The organism is Nocardioides carbamazepini, assembly GCF_024614185.1.
Lineage (GTDB): Bacteria > Actinomycetota > Actinomycetes > Propionibacteriales > Nocardioidaceae > Nocardioides > Nocardioides carbamazepini.
In genome coordinates this window covers 731,430-754,682 of the sequence record NZ_JAHTLF010000018.1, presented here as the reverse complement: position 1 = coordinate 754,682, position 23,253 = coordinate 731,430, and the positions used below count along the sequence as shown (strand labels likewise).

The following is a 23,253-nucleotide window of genomic DNA, read 5'->3' as shown; positions in this document are numbered from 1 at the left end:
GCGTTCGGGGAGACTGGTGCGGTGACCAGCAGTTCCGACGACGTCCGTCCCGACGTCAGCCCCGACGGTGCGGGGCGGTCCGGTCGCTGGGCGGTGACCGGGTACGCCGCCCTCCAGGTGCTCCTGTTCGTCCCGATCGTGCTGACCTTCGTGCTGGTCGTGGTCAGCTCGGTGCTGGTCGTGGTGTGGGTCGGGATCCTGCTGCTGGCGGGCCTCCTGCCCGCGATGCGCGGACTGGCCGGACTGCACCGCTCGATGGCCGGCCGGGTCCTCGGCGCCCCCGTGCCGGCGCCGTACCTGCCCTCCACCGGCGGGCCGCTCGCGGCCCTCCGCACCCGCGCCGCCGACCCGATGACCTGGCGGGACCTGCTGTGGATGCTGTGGGCGATGACCTTCGGGTTCGTGGTCTCGCTGCTCGCGGTCGTGCTGTTCCTCGGGGTCGTGACGCTGCCGATCTGGTGGTACGGCGTCGTCCCGCTCCTCCGGGGGCGTGCCGCCGTCGACCGGGCGATCCTCACCATCGGGCGCACCGAGCGGCTGGAGCAGCGGGTCGAGGCGCTGACGGCGTCGCGGGCCGTCGTCGTCGACCACTCCGCCGCGGAGCTGCGCCGGATCGAGCGGGACCTCCACGACGGTCCGCAGGCCCGGCTGGCCGCGGTCTCCCTCAGCCTGGGCCTGGCCGACGACCTCTTCGACTCCGACCCGGAGGCGGCGCGGCGGCTGATCCACGAGGCCCGCGGCACGTCGTCCACGGCACTCGGCGAGCTGCGGGACGTGGTGCGGGGCATCCATCCCCCGGTGCTCGCCGACCGCGGCCTGGCCGGTGCGGTGTCGGCGCTGGCGCTGGACATGGCGGTCCCGGTCGAGCTCGGCCTCGACGTACCGCACCGGTTGCCGGCGCCGGTGGAGTCGGCGGTCTACTTCGCGGTCGCCGAGTGTCTGGCCAACACCGCGAAGCACGCGGGCGCCGCTCATTCCTGGATCAGCCTGCAGCACGACGGGACGGTGCTCCGGGGGCGGGTCGGGGACGACGGCCGCGGCGGCGCCGACCTGCGGAAGGGGACCGGTCTCCCCGGGATCGCCGCCCGTCTGGCAGCCTTCGACGGAAACCTGTCGGTGTCGAGCCCGCCCGGCGGGCCGACCGTCGTGACCTGGGAGGTCCCGTGCGCCCCCTCCGTGTCGTCCTCGCCGAGGACCATGCGCTCCTGAGAGCGGGACTCACCCAGCTCCTGGAGGCGAAGGGCTTCACGGTGATCGCCGCGGTCGAGAACCTCACCGAGCTCGAGCGGGCGCTCGACGACCCGACGGCCGAGGCGGCCGTGGTCGACGTACGGATGCCGCCGTCGTTCACCGACGAGGGACTGCGGGCCGCGATCTCGGTCCGCGCCCGCCGGCCCGGCTTCCCGGTCCTGGTGCTGTCGCAGTACGTCGAGCAGCTCTACGCCCGCGAGCTCCTCGCAAGCGGCGAGGGGGCGGTCGGCTACCTCCTCAAGGACCGGGTCTCCGACGTCGCCGAGTTCGTCGACGCGCTGCTCCGGGTCGCCGACGGCGGCACCGTCCTGGACCCGTCGGTCGTGGCCGCGGTCCTCGACCGACGGCGCGACACCCCGGTCGACCGGCTGACCGAACGGGAGCGTGAGGTGCTCGCGCTGATGGCCGAGGGCCGGGCCAACGCCGGCATCGCCCAGGCCCTCGTCGTCACCGAGAAGGCCGTCGCCAAGCACATCAACAGCATCTTCGCGAAGCTCGACCTGCCCACCGACACCGACGACCACCGCCGGGTCCGCGCCGTGCTGGAGTGGCTGCGCTTCTGAGCCGCCGAGCCGGGCCACCCGTCCTACGGTCAGGCGGTCGCGATCTCGTCGGCCTGCGGGCGGCGCTCGTCGGAGCGCGCTCGCTCGATGAGCTGATCGTCGCGCCAGGCCACGCGGCCGTCCCACTCCTCGAGAGGCAGCAGCGCGCGCCGCTGGGCCGCCACCGTGGCCACGAGATCCGGTGTCCACGGGTCATGCTGGCCGCGCTCGCGGCCCATCCGCTCGTAGGCCGGGCCCATCTTCTCGGCGTGGGCCGCGATCCCGCCCCGGGTGTTGAGGTCGACGGTCTCGAAGGGCCCGATCACGCTCCAGCGCCGCCCCAGTCCCAAGGTCACCACGGCATCGAGGTCGTCGACGTCCACCACGCCGTCCCGGACGAGGCAGTAGGCCTCGCGCAGCAGGGCGCCCTGCAGGCGGTTGAAGACGAAGCCGTCGACCTCGCGGTGCAGGGCGATCGGGTGCAGCCCGGCGCCGGCGTAGAGGGCAGCGGCCCGCTCGGTGATCGATCGGCGCGTCGCCGTGCTCGGCACCAGCTCGATCACCGGCAGCAGGTACGGCGGATTGGCCGGGTGGGCGACGAGGATCCGGTGCGCGGCCGGGTTGCCCTCGGCGAGCAGGCTGGCGCGCAACGCCGAGCTGGAGCTCGCGAGGGGGACGTCCGCCCCGGTGAGATCGGCGAGGCGCGCGTAGAGCGGCTGCTTCACGTCCAGGCGTTCGGGGGCGCACTCCTGGACCAGTGCGACGTCCGCGACGGCGACCTCGAGATCGCCCACGAAGGCGACCCGGGATCCGACGAGGTCGGCCTCCTCGTCGAGCAGCCCGCCCGCGTGGAGCCTGTCGAGCCGGTCGCGGAGCTCGCTCGCCGCCCGGCGACACGAGTCCGGGTAGGGATCCCAGCAGCGCACCTGGTGCCCCGCCCGGGCGAAGACGACGGCCATCGCCACCCCGATGGAGCCCGCTCCGGCGATGCCGATCGTCACGTCCACCAGCTCCGGTCGCCCGCGATGGCGTGCTCCAGGATGCGGACGACGTCGTCCCGGTCCATCTCACGGGGGTTGTTGGCGGTGAGCCGCGTGGCGAGCACGGCCTGGTCGGCGACGTGGTCGACATGCTCGGGGCGCAGGCCGAGGGCGGCGAGGTCGGACGGGCACCCGATCGTCGCGAGCAACGACTCGATCCCCTCGACGGCGGCGTGCGCGGTCGCCTCGGTGGAGGCCCCGGGCGCGGCCACGCCGATGAGGTCGGCGATCTCGGCGAGCTCCTCGGTCCGGGTCGGCAGGTTGAACCGCAGGACGTACGGGAGGAGGGCCCCGACGCCGATGCCGTGGGCCGTACGGGTCAGGGCGCCGATCGGCGACTGGATGGCGTGCGCGGCCGCCGTCCCCGCCGTGTTGATCGCCAGACCTGCCGAGAACGCCGCCAGCATGGTGTCCGAGCGGGCCGCGAGGTCGTTGGGATCCGCCGCCATCCGCGGGAACGCCTCGCCCACCAGGCGCAGGCCCTGGCGCGCCCAGGTGTCGGCGAGGAGGTTCTTCCCGACGTACAGGTGGGCCTCGATGTCGGCGCTCGTCGGGTTCTTGGCCCGCGCCGTGAACGCCTCGACGAGATGGGTCAGCGCGTCGGCGGCGGTGGCCGTCGTCAGCGACGGCGGACAGGTGAGGGTGAGCTCCGGGTCGATGATCGTCGCCGCGGCCTCGAGCCAGGGGCTCGCGATCCCCACCTTCATCCCGAGCGCGTCGTCGTAGACGACCGAGATGCAGGTCGCCTCCGCACCAGTCCCACCGGTGGTCGGCAGGGTGATGAGGGGGAGTCCGGCGGCAGGGACGACGTTCTCGCCGTAGAGCGCGGCGACCTCGCCGCCGTGCGCCAGCAGGATGGCGGCGACCTTCGCGAAGTCGAGGACGCTGCCGCCACCGACCGCGACGACGACATCGAACTCGTCGGCGTCGTGTGCGCGCGCGACCGCCTCCAGGTCCTGCCGGGGCAGGTCCGGCTCGACCCGGGCATAGGTGGTGACCTTCGTGCCCGCGTCCTCGACCCCGGCCACCAGCTCGCGGTAGACGGGGTCCGCGGCCATCCGCTCGTCGGTGCAGAAGAGCGCGCGCGAGCCGAAGGCCGGGATCAGCCGGGCCAGGTGATGGCGCTGCCCGGGGCCGAACAGGACCGTGGCCGGCTGCCGGAGCAGGCCCAGGCGCAGGTCGTTCGTGGTCCGTCGCGGGGTGCTCACCGCAGGCCGTCCTTGGCCTCGTCGACCGTGATGGCGAGGTACTTGGGCTCCAGGAACTCGTAGATGCCGTCGGGTCCGCCCTCGCGGCCCAGCCCGGACGCCTTGACCCCGCCGAACGGCGCGACCGGGTCGGCCATGATGCCGCGGTTGATGCCGACCATCCCGAACTCCAGGCGCTCAGCCACGGTCACCGCGCGGTCGAGGTCCCGGGTGAAGACATAGGCCGCCAGCCCGTAGCTCGTGTCGTTGGCGAAGTCGAGCGCCTCCTGCACGCCGCGGACCCGGTAGAGCGCGGCCAGCGGGGCGAACAGCTCCTCGGTGCACAGCTCGTGGTCGCGGCTGTCGAGTGTCATCACGGTCGGCTCGTAGAAGTACCCGTCGCCGTCGGCCGGGCGGCCCCCGGTCAGCACGTGGGCGCCGATCCCACGGAACCGTTCGACGAGATCGACGACCCGGTCGCGCTGGCGGCTGCTGATGATGGGACCGACCTCGGTGTCCTCGTCGAAGCCGTTGCCCACACGCAGGTCCCGGGCGCGCGCCACGAACTTCTCGGTGAACTCGTCGGCCACCGCGTCGTCGAGGATGATCCGGTTCGCCGCCACACAGGCCTGCCCGGCATTGCGGAACTTGCAGATCACGGCGTGCTCGACGGCCAGGTCGACGTCGGCGTCGTCGAGGACGACGAACGGGCCGTCGCCGCCCAGCTCCATCGAGGCGTTCACGACGTTGGGCGCGGCCTTCTGCAGGAGGAGGCTGCCGACGCCGGTGGAGCCCGTGAAGCTGATCTTGCGGAGCCGGCGGTCGGTGAGCGCTGTCTCCGAGACGGTCGCCGAGCGCGACGTGTGCAGCAGGTTGACGACCCCGGCGGGGAAGCCAGCGTCCACCAGGGTCTGGGTGAACAGGGCGCCGGTCAGCGGGGTCTCCTGTGCCGTCTTCATCACCACGGTGCACCCGGCGGCGAGCGCGGCGCCGGCCTTGCGGGCCGACATGAGCAGGGGGAAGTTCCACGGGGTGATCAGGAGGCAGGGCCCCACCGGCTGATGGGTCGTGACGACCCGGTAGCCGCCGTGCGAGCCGTGGGCCCAGCTGCCGTGCAGATGGGCGATCTGCTCGGCGTACCAGAGGAAGAAGCCCGCCGAGAGGTCGAACTCGGCGCGCGACTCGCTCAGCGGCTTCCCGCTCTCGGCCGTCATCACCCGGGCGAACTGCTCGCGGCGCTCGCGCAGCAGCGCGTGGGCGCGGTGGAAGAGGTCCGCCCGGACGCGCGGAGCCCAGCGACCCCACTCCTGCTGGGCACCGACGGCGGCGGCGAGCGCCGCCCGCGTCTCGGCGGCTCCGGCGTCGGACATCCGGGCGATCGGCTGGCCGGTGGCGGGGTCGACCACCTCGAACGACGGGCCCGGATCGACCCACCTGCCGTCGATGTGGAGCTCGGTCGGGATGCCGGCGGCCGCCGTCAGCCCGCCGGGAGCGACGGTCTCAGCTGTGGTCATGGTGCTTCCTTCCTGAGGCGGGATTGCCCGCTGGGTGCGTGGGGTGCGTGGGGTCCGGGGTGCGTGGGTCCGGCGGTCAGCGCGCGGTGTAGCCGCCGTCGATGGGCAGGGCGACGCCCGTGACCCACGACGCCTCGTCCGAGGCGAGGTAGAGGACGCCGTACGCGACCTCCTCCGGCCGGCCGAGCCGGCGCAGCGACTGGTGGGTCGTGTTGACGGCCTCGTAGGCGGCGATGCCCCCGGGGTAGTCGGCGGCGATGCCCTCGACCAGCGGCGTCAGCACGGTGCTGGGGTGCACGCTGTTGACCCGGATGCCGTGCCTGCCGTACGTCGCGGCGTCCTGCCGGGTCTGCATCGTCACGGCACCCTTGGCCACGTGGTAGGCCGAGAACTCGTCGTTGCCGAGCAGTCCGTAGATCGAGGAGAAGTTCACGATGCTGCCACCGCCCTGCTCGATCATGTAGGGCACCGCGTGCTTGGTCCCCCACAGGACGCCCTTGACGTCGATGGCGAAGAGCGCGTCCCACTCGGCCTCGGTGATCTCGTGGGTCGGCTTGTCGGGGCCGATGACCCCCGCGCAGTTGACCAGGATGTCGATCCGGCCGTGCTCGGCGACGACGTCGGACCAGACCGCGGCGACAGCGGCCTCGTCGCTGACATCGAGGAGGCGGAAGTCGGCCCTGCCGCCGGCGGCGCGGATCGCGTCGGCCGCCGCCGCGCCCTCCGGTGCGTCGATGTCGGTCAGGACCACGGCCGCGCCCTCGCGGGCGAGCAACTCGGCACTCGCGCGGCCCATGCCCATCGCGGCGCCGGTCACGATGGCGACCTTCCCGGCGACCCTTCCGGCCGTCAGGGTGCTCACGCCGGCACCACCGCCGGGGTCCCCGCGGCGACCCGGTCGTTGACGAAGGACGCGTAGCCGTCGAGCTCGGCCTGGCGGCAGTAGTCCTGGTAGACCTGCCCACCACCCATGTAGACCTGGAAAGCGCGGCCCTTGCCCGGCACGTTGTGACCGAGGAACCAGGCACCGGCCTTCTCGCCCTCCGAGCACATGACCGTCGCCTCGCCGGCCCGGTTGGTCTCGTCGAGCCACCACTGCTCGGAGGCCGCCGTGGCCTCGAGCCGCGGGATGTCGTTCTCCCGCGCCCACACGAGGAGCCGCTGCAGCCACTGCGCGCCGAGCTGGATCGGGACCGGCAGGTTGGAGTACGGCGTCTGCGGGCCGAGGGACATGAAGAAGTTCGGGAAGCCGTGGACCGAGATCCCCAGGTTGCTGCGCAGGCCATCCCGGTCCCACTTGTCGCGCAGCACCAGCCCGTCGCGGCCGACGATGTCGATCTTCGTCAAGGTGCCGGTCATCGCGTCGAACCCGGTCGCGAAGACGATGACATCGAGCTCGTACTCGGTCTCGCCGACCCGGATGCCGCTCTCGGTGATCGCGGAGATCGGCGTCGACTTCACGTCGACGAGGTGCACGTTCGCGCGGTTGAACGTGTCGTAGTAGTGGTGGCCGGTCGGGACGCGCTTGCCGTTGAACGAGTAGTCCTTCGGACAGAGCAGGTCGGCGACCGCGGGGTCCTTGACGATCTCGCGGATCTTGGAGCGGATGAACTCCGAGGCCAGCTCGCTGGACTCGTGGTTGGTCGCGAGGTCGTTGAAGCACTCGTTGGCGAAGTGGAACCCGCCCTCCTTCCACTTGCTCTCGAAGACCGCGCGGCGCTCCTCCGGCGTCGCCTCGAGGGCGCTCCTCTCGGCGTACTCCATCGCGACGCCGAAGGGGTGGGCGGCGGCCTGCTCGAAGATCTCGTCGTAGTGGTCGCGCACGTGCTGCATCCACTCGGCGCCGACCTTCTCGTTGTTGGTCTCCACCACGTAGTTGGGCGTGCGCTGGAAGACGTAGAACTCCTCGGCCTGCTGGGCGATCACCGGCACCGCCTGGATGCCGGACGCGCCGAGGCCGATGATGCCGACCCGCTTCCCGCGCAGGTCCACACCGTCGCGTGGCCAGGCCGCGGTGTGGTGCCTCTCGCCCGCGAAGGTGTCGATCCCCGGGATGTCGGGGTAGATCGGCTGGGAGAGCACGCCCATGCCGCTCACGAGGTAGCGCGCGCTCTGCCGGCTCCCGTCCTCGAAGTGCACGACCCACCGGTTGCCGGCCTCGTCGTACTCCGCGCGGGTCACCCGCATGCCGAGCTCGATGTCCTTGCGCAGGTCGAGACGGTCGGCCATGAAGTTGAGGTAGCCGAGCACCTCCTCGCCGCAGGGATAGCGCTCGGTCCAGGTCCACTCCTCGCGGACCTCCTTCGAGAAGGAGAACGAGTAGTAGTGGAACTCGCTGTCGGTGCGGACACCTGGGTAGTTGTTGATCCACCAGGTGCCGCCGATGCCGTCGGTCGCCTCGACGACGTGGGTCGAGAGGCCCGCCTCGCGGAGGTGGTGGAGCAGCGCGAGGCCGGAGAAGCCGGCGCCGATGACGAGGGCGTCGTGGTCGACGGGGAGATCGGTGCTCATGGGTGTGGTCCCTTCGGTTCGGGTGGTGGTCGTCGGTCAGGCAGGGAGGCCGCGGCGGTACCAGTCGGCGATCGCGGAGATCTCCTGGTCCGCGCGCTCCGTGCGGCCGGCCAGGAAGGGGAAGACGTGCTGCTGGCCCTCGCCGACGGACAGGGTCACGTCGACGTCGTGCTTGCGGGCGAGCTCGTGCAGGCGGACGCTGTCGTCCAGGAGCGACTCGACCGAGCCCGCGCAGATGTAGAGCCGGGGGAATCCGGTGAGGTCGGCGTACAGCGGGTTCGCGAACGGGTCCGTGGGGTGGCAGGCGCCCGCGATGTACCGGTCGATGTTGGCCTGCAGGCCCTCCCGGGTGATGAGGAAGTCCGTCGCGTCGTTGGTGTCCAGCGTGGCGCCCGTGTTCTCCATGTTCAGCCAGGGCGACATCGTGATCACCTGACGGGGCAGCGGCTCGCCCGCCTGCCGCAGGCGCAGGGTGGTGGCGATGGCGAGGTTGGCGCCGGCCGAGTCGCCGACGAGGGAGACGCGAGCCGGGTCGCGACCCTCGGCCCGCCACGCCGCGAGCACGGCGAGGGCGTCCTCGATGGCCGCCGGGTAGGGGTGCTCGGGCGCCAGACGGAAGTCCGCCACGAAGACCGGAGCACCGCAGGACCGGGCGAGGTGGCCGCCGAGCTTGCGATGCGAGGCGGAGGAGCCGAGAGCGAAGCCGCCGCCGTGCAGCAGGAGCATCACCTCGCCGGCGCTGCTCGCGGCGGCGGTACTCGGCTCGGCCCAGATCCCCGGGACTCCGCCCACCTCGGTGTGGCGGTAGGTGACCTCCTCCGGCTCGGCGGTGGCGCGCTGCCAGTCGTCGAACATGATCCGCAGCAGCTGCAGCGACATGTCGGGGTGGGCCTGCATCTCGTCCGCCCACTGGGCGTAGATCTCGCCGAGAAGGTCTTGCGGCACCGGTTGCGTCATCGCTGACGTCTCCTTCCGAGGGATGGCTGCCCCTCGACCGGGGCGCCCTGATGGGCGCCGGGAGGGGGTGGCGGTCGGCCACGTCCTCACCTTGAACGGCCCGATCCGGGGATGCGAGGGCTGTCGCAGATTGCGACAGTCCGGTCGCAGAGTGACGCGGCTCACTGCCCTCGCGACACCGAAGACTCCCGGTTCAAGGAGGTGCTGTGACGGACGGCACCCACAGACAGGGCGGACTGATCACAGATGCAGGTGAGCAAGAAGGGCGTTCTCGCACTGGCAGCGACGGCAGCGCTGGCGACGGCGTGCTCGAACGGGGCGCCGTCGGGCGACGCATCAGCGAAGGAGGCGGTCGACGGTCAGGAGGTCGGCATCGTCGGCACCCAGGACCAGATCCAGGACATCGACGCGTTCTGCGGCGAGGACGACGTCACGGTCGCGCTCGCCGACGGCTTCGGTGGCAACTCGTGGCGCAAGATCACCCGCGCCGTGTTCGAGGCCGAGGCCGCGAAGTGCGACAACATCACCGACGTCCTCTACACCGACGCGCAGGGCGACACGCAGAAGGCGATCGCCGACATCAACTCACTCGTCGCGCAGGGCGCCGACGTCATCGTGACCTTCGTCGACGGAGGTGAGGCGCTGCTGCCCACGATCAAGAAGGCCACGGCGGCGGGCGTCAAGGTCGTCCCCTTCGTCGGCTCGCCCGGCGGCGAGCCGGGCAAGGACTACGTCGACTTCGTCTCCGAGGACATCACCACCTACGGCGAGAACCTGGCGACGTGGACGATCGAGAAGATGGGCGGCAAGGGCAACCTCGTCATGCTCGGCGGGCTGCCGGGCAACTCCTACTCCCAGGGTGTGTACGACGGCGTCGTGCGCGCCGTCGAGGCCCACCCCGATGTCACCCTGCTCAACACCGACGGCCCGGTGAGCACCGACTGGGAGCCCGGCAAGACACAGCAGGTGGTCGCCGGCCTGCTGACCAAGTACGACTCGATCGACGGCATCGTGGCCGACTACGGCGGTGGCTCGGTCGGCGGCATCCGGGCCTTCCTCGCGGCGGGGCAGCCCTTGCCGGTGTGGTCGGCCAACGACTCCAACGAGTTCGCGTGCCTCTGGTACGAGCACGCCAAGGCCCAGCCCACCTTCCAGATCGCGACCGAGTCGTCGCGCAACTGGGTGGTCAAGGTCGCGCTCCACAAGGGCCTCGCGGCGCTGAACGGGATCCTCAACGAGGAGCCGTCGACGTACAACCTCGAGATCATCGAGGACTCGACCGACCCGGCCAAGGCGCCCACCTGCGAGGACTCCCTGCCGCCCGACGCCATCCTCTCCTCCGGCCTGACGGTCGAGGAGCTCCAGGCGCTCTTCGACTAGAGCGACCTCCCCACCCCATCCATCCACCGTCGGCCCGTCGGCAGCACCGCCCCGGGCCGGCGGGTCCAGCACCCCAGGAGCACCCATGTCCCGACTCACAGGCAAGGTCGCCATCGTCACCGGCGCAGGGCGCGGCATCGGCCGGTCCATCGCCGAGGTCTTCGCCCGCGAGGGCGCGACCGTCGTCGCCACCAGCCGCGGCAGCGACGCCGACCAGCTCGGCGGACGCCGTGGCATCGAGTACCACCAGCTCGACGTCTCGAAGGACCAGGACTGGCAGCGCGTCGTCGGTGGCGTGCTCGAGCGCCACGGCCGGGTCGACGTACTGGCCAACAACGCCGGCATCATCGCCTACCAGCCCGTGCACGAGCTCACGGTCGAGGACTGGGAGCGGGTCGTCGCCATCAACCAGACCGGCACCTGGCTGGGCATGCGCGCCGTGCTCCCGACGATGATGGGCCAGGGCAGCGGCTCGATCATCAACGTCTCCTCGATCTGGGGATCCGCGGCCGTCGCAGGGGGCCACGCGTACCACGCCACCAAGGGCGCGGTCCGCAACATGTCGAAGAACGCCGCGATCACCTACGCCAAGGACGGCATCCGGGTGAACTCGCTGCACCCCGGCTTCATCAACACGCCGCTGACCGACGCCCAGGACCCGGACGTCAACGACTACGTCGTCGGGCAGACGCCGATGGGACGCGCCGGCAAGCCCGAGGAGATCGCGCAGGGCGCGGTCTTCCTGGCCAGCGACGACTCGAGCTTCATGACGGGCGCGGAGCTCGTCATCGACGGCGGGTACCTGGCCCAGTGAGCGCGCCGAGCACGGAGGGAGGCACCGCCATGACGGTGCGTGAGGAGCCCGCCCCGAGCCCGCGGACGACGCCGGCCCCGGTGTCCCATGCCCTCGAGCTGCGCGGCATCGGCAAGCGCTTCGGCGTCGTCACCGCCCTGGCCGACGTCGACCTCACCGTCGCGTGCGGCGAGGTGCATGCGCTGGTGGGTGAGAACGGTGCGGGCAAGTCGACCCTGATGGCCATCGCCTCGGGGGCGCTGGCCGCCGACCAGGGCCGGATCGTGATCCTCGGTGAGGAGCTCGCCGACGCCTCTCCCGACCGGGCCCGCGAGCTCGGCCTGGCCATCGTCCGCCAGCATCCCGCGCTCCTGCCGGACCTGACCGTCGCCGAGAACATGGTCCTGGGAGTCGGCTTCGCCGCGTCCGGCGTCCGCGGCGCGGTGTCCTGGAGCCGGGAGCAGCTGGCGCCGTGGGGCATGGAGATCGACCCGCGGGCGCGGGTCCGGGACCTGCCGATCGAGCAGTGGTTCGTCATCGAGATCGCGAAGGCACTGGCCCTGCGGCCGAAGGTGCTGGTGCTCGACGAGCCGACCGAGCACCTCAGCCTGGACGAGGTGCGGCTGCTCTTCCGCCGGCTGCGCGAGATCGTCGCGGACGGGACCGCGGTCGTCTACATCTCCCACCGGATACCGGAGGTCAAGGAGATCGCGGACCGGATCACGGTGCTGCGCGACGGGCGTACCCGCGGCGTGTACGACGCGGCGACGGTCTCGGAGGACCAGGTCGTCGAGCTGGTCGTGGGCCGGGCCCTGGAGACGGTCTTCCCGCCGAAGGGGTCCGTCGTCGGCACGGTCGGCTCGCGCGAACAGCTCGTCGTGGAGGGGCTGTCGGGCGAGCGGTTCCACGACGTGTCCTTCTCCGTCCGGGCGGGGGAGGTCGTCGGGCTGGCGGGCGTGCAGGGCAACGGGCAGGCAGAGCTGCTGCGCGCCATCGCGGGGCTCGAGCCGAGCCGCGGAACCGTGTTCGTCGACGGGCGGCCCGTCTCCCGCGGCAGCACGGCCGTGGCCCGTCGGGCAGGGGTCGTGCACGTGCCCGCCGACCGGCACGAGGAAGGCCTCTTCCTGCCCCTGTCGGTCGCGGACAACGTGGTCGCCGCGACGCTCGGGCGGGTCAGCACAGCAGGCCTGGTGCGCGACCGCGCCGTCGACGCCCGGGCCGAGGAGCAGCGGGCGGCGCTCGGGATCAAGACCCCCTCGGTGGGCACCCCGGTCGCCTCGCTGTCCGGCGGCAACCAGCAGAAGGTCGTGATGGCGCGCACCGTCCTGGCGGACCCCGACGTGCTGCTCGCCGAGGAGCCGACGCAGGGGGTCGACGCCGGTGCCCGCGTCGACATCTACGGCATCCTCCGCTCGATCGCGGACACGGGCGCTGCCGTGGTGGTGCTCTCCTCCGACGGTGTCGAGCTCGAGGGGCTCTGCGACCGCGTGCTCATCGTGTCCCGGGGCCACGTGGTCAAGGAGCTCACCGGCGCGGAGGTCACCGAGGAGGCGATCGCGCACGCCGCGCTGACGGCCACGACGGTGCGCGCACGCGCGGAGAGCGCGCCCGACCGCCGATCGGGCTGGAGACGGCTGGCCGGGGGCGACCACGCTCCGGCGGCGGTCCTCGTCGGCGTGATGGCCCTCCTCGGCCTCGTCGTCGGCGCCCAGAACGCGTCGTACTTCTCGTCGTTCAACGTCTACAACCTGCTCTTCATGGCGGCCCCGCTCGTTCTCGTCGGAGCCGCACAGCATCTCGTGGTGCTGACGGGAGGCATCGACCTGTCGGTCGGTCCGCAGATGGGACTGCTCGTGGTCGTCGGCTCGTTCTGGGTCGTCGACGGCGGCAACCCGGCGGTCGGCCTGCTGCTCATGGCGTTGACCGGGCTCGGGATCGGGCTGGTGAACGGCGTCCTCGTGGCCGTCCTCGGCATCGACGCGGTTGTCGCGACGCTGGCCGTCTTCATGGCGCTCCAGGGCCTGTACCTGACCTTGCGGGAGGTGCCCGGCGGCATCGTCGCGGAGGGCCTCTCCACCCAGGTGATGGCGCGGATCGGGCCGTTGCCGGTGGCGATCCTCGGGGCGGCCGTCGCCGCGCTCGCCCTCGAGGTGGCACTACGGCGCACCCGGTGGGGGCTGGCTCTGCGCGCGACCGGATCGCGCCGAGAGGCAGCCGAGAACATCGGCGTCCGGACCGTGCGTGTGCAGCTCGGGGCGTACGTCCTCGCCGGTGCGCTGACCTTCGCCGCCTCGGTGCTGCTGATGGCGCAGATCGGGATCGGCGACGGGCGGCCCGGAGTGGGCTACACGCTCTCGTCGATCACCGTCGTCGTGCTGGCCGGCGCCAGCGTGTTCGGTGGTCGCGGCTCGTTCGTCGGGGTGCTCGCCGCGGGGCTGCTGGTGCAGCAGCTCCTGTCGGCCTCGCCCTTCCTGCAGCTCCCCCAGGCCTGGAGCTACCTGCTTCCCGGTCTGGTCATCCTCGCCGCGGCCGTGCTCTTCGGCCGCCTCCAGCACGCCCGAAAGGCCTGAGCATGGACACCACGACCTCGACGGTGCGGGAGCTGGGTCGCCGGCTCCTCACCGCCGGCCCGGCCACCATCGTCATCGCCACGGCGCTGCTGTTCGGGCTCTCGCCGCTCGTCGCCCCGGGCAGTCTCGGCTCGGCGCCGCTGCTCAGCATGCTGCCCTTCGCGGCGGTGCTGGCCATCGCCGCGGCCGGGCAGACGCTGGTCGTGCAGCAGCGCGGCCTCGACCTGTCCGTGCCGGGCATGCTGGCGCTCGGCGCGGTGCTGTGCACCGCCCTCCCCCAGCAGCACGGGTGGCCGCTGGCCCTTGCGGTGGTCGCAGGCGTGCTCGGCCCGGCCGCGGCGGGACTCGTCACCGGGGTCCTGGTCACCAGGTTCGGTGTGATCCCGCTGATCGCGACCCTCGGCCTCAACGCGGTGCTCCTGGGCGTGGTCTTCGCCGTCGCGGACGGTACGCCGGCCGGGGCCGCGCCCGCCCTCAACCAGTTCGCGCTCGAGCGCACGCTCGGCGTACCGAACACGGTGCTCGTCGCCGTGGTGATCGTCGGAGTCGTCGGCCTGGTCGTCGGACGCTCGACCAGCGGACGGCGACTCACGGCCGTCGGGGTGAGCCCCCGTGCCGCCGAGGTCATCGGCATCCGGGTCGGGCGCTACCAGCTGCTCGCCTACGTGAGCGCCGGAGCCTGCTACGGCGTCGCCGGGGTCCTGCTGGCCGGCTACACGAAGACCCCGCCCCTGTTCCTGGGCGACTCCTACCTGCTGCCGACCGTCGCCGCGGTCGTCCTCGGCGGGACGGCGCTGACCGGTGGCGTGGCCAGCGTGGTCGCCTCCGGCGTCGCCGCCCTGTTCCTCACCCAGCTCGGTCAGCTGCTGCGCGCGCTCGGCTGGTCGGACTCGCGCCAGCTGATCGCGCAGGCCGCCGTGCTGCTGGTCGTCGTACTGGCCCGGGTGGTCGTGCCGCTGGCCGTGGAGGTCTGGCGCCGCCGCGCGGTCGACCGCGCGGTCGCGGTGCCGGCCTGACGCCTCGCCGGTCAGCCGATCAGGCGGTAGGTCTTCATCTTGCGGTAGACCGTCGCCCGGGACACGCCGAGGATCTCGGCGGCACGGGCGCGGTTGCCGCCGGCCTCCTGCAGCGCCTGCCGGATCGCGCGGACCTCGACCTGCTCGATCAGGCTGAGGCCCGGGGTGCTCTCCCGCAGGGCGCCCGGCAGGTCGGAGATGCCGACCGGCCCGGTCTTGCCGGACCGCGCGAGCCGGGAGACCAGCAGCCGCAGCTCGGTGAGGTTGCCGCTCCACTGGTGGCCCCGGAGCAGGTTGAGCGCCTCCGGCCGGAGCACCATCCCCGCGCCGGGTGCCAGCACCCGTGCGAACGAGTTCCACAGCTCCGGCAGGTCGGCGGCACGCTCGCGCAGGGGCGGCACCCAGACGACGCGGCCGCCGCCGAGGCGCACGGCGAGGGTCTCCGCCTCGGTCTGGTCGCTGGCCGAGACCGTGACGACCACCGGCGGCGCCGCGCTCGCATGGGCCAGCAGCGAGCGCAGCCCGGCCAGGGCGGCCGGATCGAGCGTCTCGGCGCCGTGGACGACCAGCCGCCGCGAGCCGGTGAGGTGCTGTGCGACGCCGGCCAGCCAGGCCTGCACGCCGATGACGTGGCTCTCCGCCGCGTCGAGCACGACGTCCGGCGAGCCGTCCGCGGAGCCGGCCACGCTCCAGGCCCGCCCCGTCGCGATCGACATCTTGCCGGCCCCGGGTTCTCCCGCGATGACGAGCGGGCCGTCCTCCTCGCGAGCGCGGGCCACCTGCTGCAGCACGGACAGCCACTCGGGGGTCCGGCCGACCAGGCCGAGCCCGGGGAGGGGCGCCGGCGGCGTCCTGCCGGCGTTGCTGTTGCTGCCGGTGCTCGTGCTCGTCCGGGGAGCGGAGGTGAGGACCACCGCCACGTGGTTGTCCTCCGCGAGGGTGGTGAGCTCCAGCTGCAGGCTGTTCGTGGTCACCAGCGTGGGCGCGCCCTGGGGGGCACCCGCCTCGCGACAGGCCTCCTGGATCTCCTGGAGCTGGGCGGGGCTGAGCTTGCTGGCGAGGGCGTTCTGGATCACGAGGCCGTTGTGGCCGACGGCGACGACCGGCTCGGAGTAGCGACGCACGGCCTGGATGAAGCCCTCGAGCGCCTGGCGGGACGCCGGGGTCTCGACGTCCAGGATGTGCTGGCGCAGCCGGTCGACGATCGTCTGGAGCAGCGGCCGGAGCAGCGCGGTGCCGGGGCTGATCTCGGACGACAGGGTCACAGAGCCGAGCGTCGAACCGGTGATCGGGTGCAGGAGAGGAGCGCCGGTGCACACCGCGCGCTGGTAGAAGTCGGCGAAGTGCTCGGCACCACGGACCTGCACGAGGGCGCGGGTGGCGAGCGCCGTACCCACGCCGTTGGTGCCCACGGACTCCTCGGACAGAACCGACCCACGGAAGGTGCCCACCTTGTCGAAGTGCGCGCTCGCGGCCCGGTCGCCGACCCAGCGCTCGAGGATGCGGCCGTTGGCGTCGGACAGCAGCAGGCCCAGGCCGGTGCCGTCGAGAGTGTCCGCGAACCGCTGCAGCGGGCTGCGCATCATCTCGAGCAGGTGCGCGTCGAGCAGCTCCTCGCCGACGTGCGGGACGTCGCGCACGTTGGAGGGAACGCCCAGCGCGTCGCGGGAGCGCCGCCACGAGTCGACCAGGGCCGGCGCCGGAGCGGCGGTCGCCGGCGTCTCGTTGAGCACCGCGTCCTTCGCAGCCGCCAGTGCGTCGGGTGCGGACCGGTCCGGCACGACAGCCTCCTCCTCGCCATGTCCAGGCGTCCGGCCGCCCGGTCCTGAGCGGGCGGCAACGGCCCGAGATGGACAGCCGTGACGACCGTCACCATAATCGTCATACCGTCATACGATCAAGGGGCCTGCGGTTGCGGGCCGTCACAGGGGAGAAGGCGATGATCACGGTTCCGGCCGCGCCGGTACGTCAGGAGGTCGTCCGCGCCGTGCGCCAGGACATCCTCCAGCTCGAGCTCGCGCCGGGCCAGCGGCTGGCCGAGCCGATGATGTGCGAGCGCTACGGCGTCTCGCGGACCGTGGTCCGCGAGGCCCTGCGCCAGCTGGAGTCGGAGGGCCTGATCACGCTGCTGCCCAACCGCGGCGCCATCGTGACCGTCCTCAGCCGGTGCGACATCATCGCGATGTACGAGGTGCGCGCCTGCCTGGAGGGTCTGATGGGGGAGCGCTTCGCCGCCCGCGCGAGCGATGACCAGGCCGCCGGACTCGTCGCCCATCTCGAGCGGATGGAGCGCGAGTTCGTCCCGGGCGACCTCGCCACCCGCATCGCGCTCAAGGACGAGTTCTACGAGCGGATGCTCTCGGGAGCGGACAACGACGTCCTGCGCGAGAACGTCGAGCGGATCCACCTGAGGATCGGCATGTTCCGGCACTTCGCCTTCACCGACGACGAGCGAGTGTGTCTCTCGCTCGCGGAGCTGCGCCGGATCGTCGACGCCGCCGCCGTCCGCCGCGATCCGTCCGGCGCCCGGGAGGCCTGCTCGGCCCACATCACGCGCGCCGGCGAGCTGGCCGTGGCCGAGTACGAGAGGCGGAGGGCGCCCGCACGAGCCGTGGACCGCTGAGCCAGGGACGGCTCAGTCGTCGAGGGCGGCCAGCGCCTCCGGCCACGGTGTGCCGGCGGCGTCGAGCAGGCGGTCCGCCTGCCGGCGGATCGACGGGATGCGACTCGGGCGCGCGAGCACCATCCGCAGGGCGACGACCGCGACGTCGTCCGGCATGGACCGGTCCCTCTGGTCGCCGGACCAGCGCACGGCCTGGTTGATGGTCGCGTCGAGCATCTCGATGACCACCTCGACCCGGGTCGCGACGAACTCGCCGTCGGCGACACCCTTCTCGATGACGGCACGGGACCGCGCCATCGCGGCGTCGTACGCCATGCGCCACTGCCGGAACTCGGGCTCGTCGATGAGCGCGCTGAGGTAGAGCCCGCGCAGGTCGTAGGCGCTGGTCATCTCGACCAGGATCTCGCGCCGCACCGAGTGGTAGAACTCGACCGACGGAGGAGCCCCGTCGGGCAGCTCGCGCACTCCCTGGAGGCCGGGGGACCGCGCGTAGTCGTACTCGTACAGGGTGCGGGCGATGTCGTGCTTGGTCGCGAAGTGGTGGAACAGCGACGGCTGCCGCACGCCGACGGCGTCGGCGATCTCGCGTGTCGAGGTGCCGTGGAAGCCCTTGGTCGCGAACAGGCGCGCCGCCTCGCGCAGGATCTGCTCGGGCGTCACCTTGGACCGCGCCATGCCTGCCCTCCTCCGAGCTCGGGTGAGCGAAGTCTATCGATCGATAGGCAAGCCCTGTACAAGCCGCCGTAGGGAACCTACAGTGATGCCTCAGCCTATCGATCGATAGACAAAGTCCGGAGGAGAGCCGATGTCCCTGACCGAACCGCCGCCGCCGCCGCCGACGACGACGACCGGGGCGCTGCGCAGCGATGCGGTCGGTGCCCGCCATCTCGTCTTCTTCGTCGTCTCCGCGGCCGCGCCGCTGACGGTCATGGCGGGCTTCGCGCCGTTGGCCTTCCTGGTGGGCGGCCAGACGGCGCCGGTCGGCTACCTCGCGGCGGGCCTGGTGTACGCGCTCTTCGCGGTCGGCTTCTGTGCGATGTCGCGCCACGTCAGCAACGCCGGTGCGTTCTACGCCTACGTGACCCGCGGTCTGGGCGGCGCGGTCGGCGCCGGCTCGGCGCTGGTCGCGTACGTCGCCTACACCCTGGGTGAGATCGGGTTCTGCGCCGCGGCCGGGCTGTTCGCGTCCATCACCCTCGACGACCTCGCCGGCATCGACGTCTCCTGGGGTGCCTGTGCCGTCGTGCTCGGCCTCATCGTCTCGGTGGTGGCCTACTGCCGGGTCGACGTGGGCGCTCGCGTGCTGGCCGTGCTGCTTGCCGGTGAGCTCGGGCTGCTCCTCGCTCTCGCCGTCGCGGTGCTCGCAAAGGGGGCACCGGAGGGCCTGACGCTCGGTGGCTTCGACCCGTCGGGGTGGGATGCCAGCGTCCTCGGGTCGCTCTTCGTGATCACCTTCGTGGTCTACATCGGCTTCGAGCAGACCGCGGTCTATGCCGAGGAGGCGCGCGACCCACGCCGGACGGTGCCGCGAGCGACCTATGTCGCGGTCGCCCTGCTCGCCCTCACCTACACGGTCGTCTCGTGGGTCCTGCTCATGGCGATCGGCCCCAGCGCGCTGGCGACAGCGCTGGCGGGCGATCCCTCGCAGCTCGTCTTCGCGCTCAACCAGGCGTACCTGGGCGGCTTCATGACCGACGTGATGCAGGTCCTCATCGTCACCAGCTTCGTGGCCGGCGTGCTGGCGCTCCACAACGCCGGAGCGCGCTACCTCTTCGCGCTCGGCCGGGACCGGCTGCTCCCCGCCTCCCTCGGGACCACCGGTGCCAACAGCAGCCCCTCGCGGGCGGTCGTGGTCCAGTCGGTTCTCGTCGTCGTCGCACTCGTGGGCTTCGGCCTCTCCGACCTCGACCCCTATACGCAGGTCGTGATCTGGACCAACACCCCCACGCTCGTGGGCGTGCTGTTCCTGCAGATCCTCACCTCGCTCGCCGTGATCCGCTTCTTCGCCCGCAACCGCACCGAGGAGGGCGTGTGGCAGCGGTTGGTCGCCCCCGCCCTGGCGACGCTCGCCCTCGGCGTCGTGCTCTACCTCGTCTGCTCGAAGATGGGCCTCCTCACCGGCCTCGGCGGCTGGGAGAACCTCCTCATCAACCTGCCGCTGGTAGCGGCGTTCGTCGCGGGCACGGTCCGCGGAGCGGTGGCCGCCCGATGAGCGCCGCGCGCTACGCATGGTCGATTCCCGGCTTCCCGGTCGAGCGTCCCGGCGCCGACCCGACGACGCCGGAGATCTGGTGCTACGCCGACCGCTACAGCTATCAGCCCGGCGAGGAGGTCGCGCTCAGCGTCCACACCACCGCGCCGTCGTACGACGTCCGCGTGGTGCGCGACGGAGCCGAACCGGTCGAGGTGTGGTCGGCCGGCGGCCTGCCCGGCGTCGCGCATCCGACGCCCGATGACGCCTACGCCGTGGGCTGCGGCTGGCCGGTCGCCGTACGGATCCCGGTCGACCCGGACTGGCCGAGTGGCTTCTACCTCGTCGTCGTCGGCACCGAGGTGGACGGGCGCCGCCACGAGCGGGAGGGCTTCTTCGTCGTCCGCGCGCCCGAGCCGCGCGCTGCGATGGCCCTGGTGCTCACCACCGGCACGCTGACGGCCTACAACGACTGGGGCGGGGCCAACCACTACCGCGGTCTCGGCGACGACCCGTACGCCGACGTCCCCGCGCCGGTGCTGTCCACTCAGCGCCCGATCGCGCGGGGCATGCTCCGGCTGCCCGGCGGCGCTCCCCGCAACGCCAACCCGACCACGCCCGGACCCGGCTACCGACCGCGGCACCCGACGTACGAGTGGGCGATCACGCACGGCTACAGCAGGCACCACAGCGACGCGTTCTGGGCGACGTACGAGCGGCCGTTCGTGGTGTGGGCCGAGCGCAACGGCTACGAGCTCGACTACCTCACGCAGCACGACCTGCACGCCGACCCCGGTGCGCTCGACGGCTACCGCTGCGCGGTCCTCGTCGGCCACGACGAGTACTGGTCGTGGGAGATGCGCGACGTGGTCGACCGCTTCGTCGACGGCGGTGGCACGGTCGCGCGCTTCGCCGGCAACTACGTCTGGCAGATCCGCCTGGACGACGACGGCCGGCTCCAGGCCTGCTACAAGGACCCGCACCTCGACCCGATGATGGCCACCGACCCGACCCGGGTCACCACCGCCTGGGACGCGCCGTTCATCGGCCGTCCCGGCGCGGAGACGATGGGACTCACCGGTCTCGGCGGCGCCTACGCCCGCTACGGCGCGACCACGCCGCGCAGCAGCGGCGGGTACACGGTCTACCGGCCCGAACACTGGGCGCTCGCCGGCACCGACCTCTACTACGGCGACGTCTTCGGCGGTGCGCCGATCTGCGTCGCGGCGTTCGAGGTCGACGGCGTCGACTACACCTTCCGGCACGGCGTCCCCTACGCCACCGGGTCCGACGGCGCGCCCGAGGACCTGAGCATCGTCGCGATGGTGCCCGCCGTCCTCGGAGAGACCGACCGCTGGGACGGCGAGGTCCCGATCGGCGCACCTCTCGCCGAGCTGCAGGAGCTCGTCGGCGCGGTCTGGGGGGACGAGGTCCCCGAGCGCTTCGCGAGCGGGTACGGCGCCGGCATGGTCGCCACCTTCCGCCGCGGCGCGGGTGAGTTCTTCAACGCCGGCAGCACCGAGTGGGTCAGCGGGCTGATCCAGGCCGACCCCTTCACCGAGCAGATCACCCACAACGTGCTGCGCCGCTTCGGCGCGGGCCAGGAGGACCCCGCATGAGCGCCAAGACCCTCGCCGACGTCCGGACCATCGCGGTGGGATCCGGCACCCCGGTCGTCCCGGAGTGGGCGCCCGGCACCGCCTCCGCCGGGTGGCGCGAGACCGAATGGCGCTCGTTCGGCGCCGCCGACGACGCGCCGTACGGCGGTGCCTGGACCGGCGAGCCGGGCTCGCTGCTGCTCGAGGACTATCCCTACGACGAGGTCTGCGTGATGCTGACCGGCGTCGTCGCCCTGGTCGACGCCACCGGCGCCCGCCGGGAGTTCCGTGCCGGCGAGGCGTTCTTCGTCCCGAAAGGCTTCTCGGGCACCTGGGAGACGGTCGAGCCGTCGACGAAGGTGTTCGTCGCGCTTCCGTAGCACCCGCGATACTCGACCCATGAATCCGGTCGACATCGCCGAGCCGCTGCAATCCCGCTGGAGTCCCAGCGTCTTCGACGCCGAGCACGTGCTGACCGACGCCGAGGTCAGCCGGCTGCTCGAGGCGGCGCAGTGGGCGCCGAGCTCGGGCAACCGGCAGCCCTGGCGCTATGTCGTCGCTCCGCGCGGGAGCGCGCAGCACCGGGTGCTCGTGCCGCACTTGAGCAGGGGCAACTCCGGCTGGGTGCCCCGGGCCTCGGTGGTCTTCCTCTCGGTGGTCCAGCTGGGCCAGGACGGGGTCGAGCTCAGCGATGTGCTCATCCCGACCCACGATGTCGGCCAGGCCTCCGCCCATCTGACGCTGCAGGCCCAGGCGATGGGTCTCGCCGCCCACCAGTTCGGTGGCTTCGACCATGACGCCGTCGCCACCGGCCTCGGGATCCCCGGCACCGCGCGGGTCCTCGCCGGCATCGCCGTCGGCCGGCGCGGCGATCCGGCGGAGGTGCCCGAGCGCGACGCCGAGCGCGACCACCGCGAGCGCCACCGGCGACCGCTCGCCGAGACGGCGTACGCCGCTTGGGGTGTCGCCTGGCCGGGTCTCGAGGCCTCCGGACCGACGGTCGCGGAGCGACGGTGATGACCTCGGAGGTCATGGCCCTCTGACCGCTGTCGGGGCGAGGGTTCTGACATCGAACCCCACCGAGGAGGAAGCATGACCACCACCGCCCACCGCCCCGCCGCACCCACTGCCGCCCGCCCCGCGGCCCTCGCGTCCCGTCGCCTCTGGTTCGGGGCCGACGCGGTGGTCACCGGCGGCAACGCCGTCGCCTATCTCGCCGTCGCCGGACCGCTGGCCGACCTGCTCGGCGGCGGCGCCGGCACCTGGCGGGGCATCGGCGCCTTCCTGCTGGCCTACGCCGCCGGCGTCGCGCTGTACGCCCGGTCCCCGCGCTCGACCCGCACCGGTTGGGCGATCGTCGCGACCAACGCCGTCTGGGTGATCGCCTCGGTGGACGTGGCCGTCACCGGAGCGTTCGACCTCGACCCGATCGGCCGGTGCTGGGTCGTCGCCCAGGCCCTGGTCGTGGCCGCCTTCGTCCTCCTGCAGGCCCGGGTGCTGCGTGCCAGACTGCTGGCATGACGTCCCTCCACGATTTCAAGGCCACCGCGATCGACGGCCAGGAGGTCGACCTGTCGTCGTACGACGGCACGGTCGTCCTCGTCGTCAACACGGCCTCGAAGTGCGGCCTGACGCCGCAGTACCAGGGCCTGCAGGAGCTCTACGACACCTACGGCGAGCGCGGCTTCACCGTCCTCGGCTTCCCGTGCGACCAGTTCGCCCACCAGGAGCCCGGCACGGACGACGAGATCGCCACCTTCTGCGAGCGCAACTACGGCGTCTCGTTCCCGATGTTCGCGAAGGTGGACGTCAACGGCAAGGAGGCGCACCCGCTCTACCAGTGGCTGAAGAAGGAGCAGGGCGGGCTGATCGGCGGCGCCATCAAGTGGAACTTCACGAAGTTCCTCCTCGGCCGCGACGGCAGCGTGCTCGACCGCTACGCCCCCACCACGGAGCCCGCGAAGATCTCCGACGACATCGAGAAGGCGCTCGGCTGATTCCCTGGAAGCCGCAACCGCCGACTGCCGCCGCTCCCGAAAAGCCACCGACCCGGCGCGTCCAAACGCGCCGGGTCGGTGGC

At 72.3% G+C, this 23,253-nt stretch carries 21 protein-coding genes; 13 read left to right on the top strand and 8 right to left on the bottom strand.

The features are described 5' to 3' along the window. Window positions 1–21 precede the first annotated feature (21 nt). Both KVF89_RS22265 and KVF89_RS22260 read left to right on the top strand, forming a co-directional pair. Window positions 22–1,209: a sensor histidine kinase gene (locus KVF89_RS22265; RefSeq protein ID WP_257428745.1), complete on the top strand. Its 1,188-nt coding sequence runs from the start codon at window positions 22–24 to the stop codon at window positions 1,207–1,209. Further along, entirely contained in the window at window positions 1,164–1,814 is a 651-nt protein-coding gene (locus KVF89_RS22260; RefSeq protein ID WP_257428744.1) for a response regulator, read from the top strand. Before KVF89_RS22265 ends, KVF89_RS22260 begins: the two co-directional genes overlap by 46 nt. Before the next feature lie 29 nt (window positions 1,815–1,843). On the opposite strand, the gene KVF89_RS22255 is transcribed toward KVF89_RS22260, so the two are convergent. The 6 genes from KVF89_RS22255 to KVF89_RS22230 all read right to left on the bottom strand — a co-directional run bounded on the left by KVF89_RS22255 (window position 1,844) and on the right by KVF89_RS22230 (window position 9,002). Further along, the gene (locus tag KVF89_RS22255; RefSeq protein ID WP_257428743.1) at window positions 1,844–2,794 is read right to left on the bottom strand and encodes a 3-hydroxyacyl-CoA dehydrogenase; all 951 of its coding nucleotides are present in this window, start codon (window positions 2,792–2,794) and stop codon (window positions 1,844–1,846) included. Continuing rightward, window positions 2,791–4,041: an iron-containing alcohol dehydrogenase gene (locus tag KVF89_RS22250; RefSeq protein WP_257428742.1), complete on the bottom strand. Its 1,251-nt coding sequence runs from the start codon at window positions 4,039–4,041 to the stop codon at window positions 2,791–2,793. Before KVF89_RS22250 ends, KVF89_RS22255 begins: the two co-directional genes overlap by 4 nt. After that, the gene (locus tag KVF89_RS22245) at window positions 4,038–5,534 is read right to left on the bottom strand and encodes an NAD-dependent succinate-semialdehyde dehydrogenase (protein WP_257428741.1); all 1,497 of its coding nucleotides are present in this window, start codon (window positions 5,532–5,534) and stop codon (window positions 4,038–4,040) included. The genes KVF89_RS22250 and KVF89_RS22245 overlap by 4 nt, the downstream gene beginning before the upstream one ends. A 76-nt stretch (window positions 5,535–5,610) precedes the next feature. Beyond that, a complete protein-coding gene (locus KVF89_RS22240) occupies window positions 5,611–6,396 on the bottom strand; it encodes an SDR family NAD(P)-dependent oxidoreductase (protein ID WP_257428740.1) in 786 nt (261 codons plus the stop codon). After that, on the bottom strand, window positions 6,393–8,045 hold the full coding sequence (locus KVF89_RS22235; RefSeq protein WP_257428739.1) for a flavin-containing monooxygenase: 1,653 nt from the start codon (window positions 8,043–8,045) through the stop codon (window positions 6,393–6,395). Before KVF89_RS22235 ends, KVF89_RS22240 begins: the two co-directional genes overlap by 4 nt. Window positions 8,046–8,081: 36 nt before the next feature. Then, window positions 8,082–9,002 (bottom strand): alpha/beta hydrolase, encoded by a 921-nt coding sequence (locus KVF89_RS22230; protein WP_257428738.1) that lies wholly within the window; start codon window positions 9,000–9,002, stop codon window positions 8,082–8,084. Window positions 9,003–9,248: 246 nt separating this feature from the next. Between KVF89_RS22230 and KVF89_RS22225 the strand changes: the two genes are divergently transcribed. The 4 genes from KVF89_RS22225 to KVF89_RS22210 all read left to right on the top strand — a co-directional run bounded on the left by KVF89_RS22225 (window position 9,249) and on the right by KVF89_RS22210 (window position 14,761). Beyond that, window positions 9,249–10,382 (top strand): substrate-binding domain-containing protein, encoded by a 1,134-nt coding sequence (locus KVF89_RS22225; RefSeq protein WP_257428737.1) that lies wholly within the window; start codon window positions 9,249–9,251, stop codon window positions 10,380–10,382. An 85-nt stretch (window positions 10,383–10,467) separates the two neighbouring features. Next, the gene (locus KVF89_RS22220) at window positions 10,468–11,196 is read left to right on the top strand and encodes an SDR family NAD(P)-dependent oxidoreductase (protein ID WP_257428736.1); all 729 of its coding nucleotides are present in this window, start codon (window positions 10,468–10,470) and stop codon (window positions 11,194–11,196) included. A 29-nt stretch (window positions 11,197–11,225) separates the two neighbouring features. Beyond that, on the top strand, window positions 11,226–13,745 hold the full coding sequence (locus KVF89_RS22215) for an ATP-binding cassette domain-containing protein (protein WP_257428735.1): 2,520 nt from the start codon (window positions 11,226–11,228) through the stop codon (window positions 13,743–13,745). Between the two features lie 2 nt (window positions 13,746–13,747). Beyond that, entirely contained in the window at window positions 13,748–14,761 is a 1,014-nt protein-coding gene (locus tag KVF89_RS22210; RefSeq protein WP_257428734.1) for an ABC transporter permease, read from the top strand. 11 nt (window positions 14,762–14,772) lie between these two features. Here KVF89_RS22210 and KVF89_RS30475 read toward each other — a convergent pair whose 3' ends face one another. Then, window positions 14,773–16,542, bottom strand: a complete 1,770-nt coding sequence (locus KVF89_RS30475) for a sigma-54-dependent Fis family transcriptional regulator (RefSeq protein ID WP_257428733.1) — start codon at window positions 16,540–16,542, stop codon at window positions 14,773–14,775. A gap of 158 nt (window positions 16,543–16,700) precedes the next feature. Here KVF89_RS30475 and KVF89_RS22200 point away from each other — a divergent pair, with 158 nt between their 5' ends. Continuing rightward, window positions 16,701–17,384: a GntR family transcriptional regulator gene (locus tag KVF89_RS22200; RefSeq protein WP_257428732.1), complete on the top strand. Its 684-nt coding sequence runs from the start codon at window positions 16,701–16,703 to the stop codon at window positions 17,382–17,384. Between the two features lie 12 nt (window positions 17,385–17,396). On the opposite strand, the gene KVF89_RS30165 is transcribed toward KVF89_RS22200, so the two are convergent. Then, entirely contained in the window at window positions 17,397–18,059 is a 663-nt protein-coding gene (locus KVF89_RS30165; RefSeq protein ID WP_273475410.1) for a TetR/AcrR family transcriptional regulator, read from the bottom strand. A 130-nt stretch (window positions 18,060–18,189) separates the two neighbouring features. On the opposite strand from KVF89_RS30165, the gene KVF89_RS22190 reads away from it, so the two are divergent. The 6 genes from KVF89_RS22190 to KVF89_RS22165 all read left to right on the top strand — a co-directional run bounded on the left by KVF89_RS22190 (window position 18,190) and on the right by KVF89_RS22165 (window position 23,170). Further along, window positions 18,190–19,596, top strand: coding sequence for an APC family permease (locus tag KVF89_RS22190; protein ID WP_257428731.1), 1,407 nt, complete (start codon window positions 18,190–18,192; stop codon window positions 19,594–19,596). After that, on the top strand, window positions 19,593–21,194 hold the full coding sequence (locus KVF89_RS22185) for a N,N-dimethylformamidase beta subunit family domain-containing protein (protein WP_257428730.1): 1,602 nt from the start codon (window positions 19,593–19,595) through the stop codon (window positions 21,192–21,194). The genes KVF89_RS22190 and KVF89_RS22185 overlap by 4 nt, the downstream gene beginning before the upstream one ends. Next, window positions 21,191–21,553 (top strand): cupin domain-containing protein, encoded by a 363-nt coding sequence (locus KVF89_RS22180; RefSeq protein WP_257428729.1) that lies wholly within the window; start codon window positions 21,191–21,193, stop codon window positions 21,551–21,553. Before KVF89_RS22185 ends, KVF89_RS22180 begins: the two co-directional genes overlap by 4 nt. 19 nt (window positions 21,554–21,572) lie before the next feature. Then, on the top strand, window positions 21,573–22,190 hold the full coding sequence (locus KVF89_RS22175) for a nitroreductase family protein (protein ID WP_257428728.1): 618 nt from the start codon (window positions 21,573–21,575) through the stop codon (window positions 22,188–22,190). Window positions 22,191–22,265: 75 nt separating this feature from the next. Continuing rightward, window positions 22,266–22,694: a hypothetical protein gene (locus tag KVF89_RS22170; RefSeq protein ID WP_257428727.1), complete on the top strand. Its 429-nt coding sequence runs from the start codon at window positions 22,266–22,268 to the stop codon at window positions 22,692–22,694. Then, a complete protein-coding gene (locus KVF89_RS22165) occupies window positions 22,691–23,170 on the top strand; it encodes a glutathione peroxidase (protein ID WP_257428726.1) in 480 nt (159 codons plus the stop codon). Before KVF89_RS22170 ends, KVF89_RS22165 begins: the two co-directional genes overlap by 4 nt. Window positions 23,171–23,253 lie beyond the last annotated feature (83 nt).